Here is a 780-nt window from a genome sequence, read left to right as displayed (position 1 = left end):
TCTTCTCGCTATTGATGGACCCCAATACGTTCGCTTTCGTGCAGTCCAAACTGTATGCAAGCTTTAACAACGTAAAGGTTAATCTCGTGTACTTCAGTGCGCCGATGTTGATACTGGCTTGCTGGTTATTGTTTCGTATGCATCGCACATTGGATGTGTTCTGGTTAGATCAAGACAACGCGAAAAGCTTGGGTGTTGATGTGCCGAAAGTGACCCGCAACGTCTTCATCCTTTCTGCGGTTTTGATTGCAATTTCTACCGCTTTGGTTGGCCCAATTATGTTCTTTGGTTTGCTTGTGACCAACTTGAGCCGCGAGATGTTTCATTCCTATCAACATAAAACATTGTTGATAGGCTGTTCACTATTGGCCATTAGCTCATTGCTTTCAGGGCAGTGGATCATTGAAAACGTATTTAATTTTGAGACAACGCTAAGCGTGGTCATTAACTTCCTTGGCGGCATTTATTTCTTGTATCTGCTGTTGAAAAACAAAGTCGTATAAACATGATAGTCATAAAGAAACTAACCAAAGCATTTGGTTCGAGTAAAGTCGTTGATAGCGCGGATACTCAGTTCGAAAAAGGCAAAGTCACGTCGATCATTGGCCCAAATGGAGCAGGCAAGAGTACCTTACTTTCCATGGCTTCTCGCCTAACAGAGCGAGACGGTGGTAGCGTCATCATCGACTGTAAAGAGATCGCTGAGTGGGATACCAAAGAGCTGGCGAAAAAGCTTGCTGTGCTTCGCCAAGCGAACTCAATCACGATGCGATTTACCGT

General features: G+C 44.2%; 1 protein-coding gene and 1 pseudogene. Both read left to right on the top strand.

The window, feature by feature from the left end:
- Window positions 1-503 (top strand): iron chelate uptake ABC transporter family permease subunit (locus R7R24_RS26250; protein ID WP_318120053.1); only part of this gene is annotated, 503 nt, incomplete at its 5' end.
- Window positions 504-505: 2 nt separating this feature from the next.
- Window positions 506-780: pseudogene (vctC, locus tag R7R24_RS26245) on the top strand (iron chelate ABC transporter ATP-binding protein VctC); the annotation flags it as partial.

It is taken from the genome of Vibrio sp. 704, assembly GCF_033339295.1.
The sequence above is the reverse complement of the archived record's forward strand: the minus strand, read 5'-3'. Positions and strand labels throughout refer to the sequence as shown.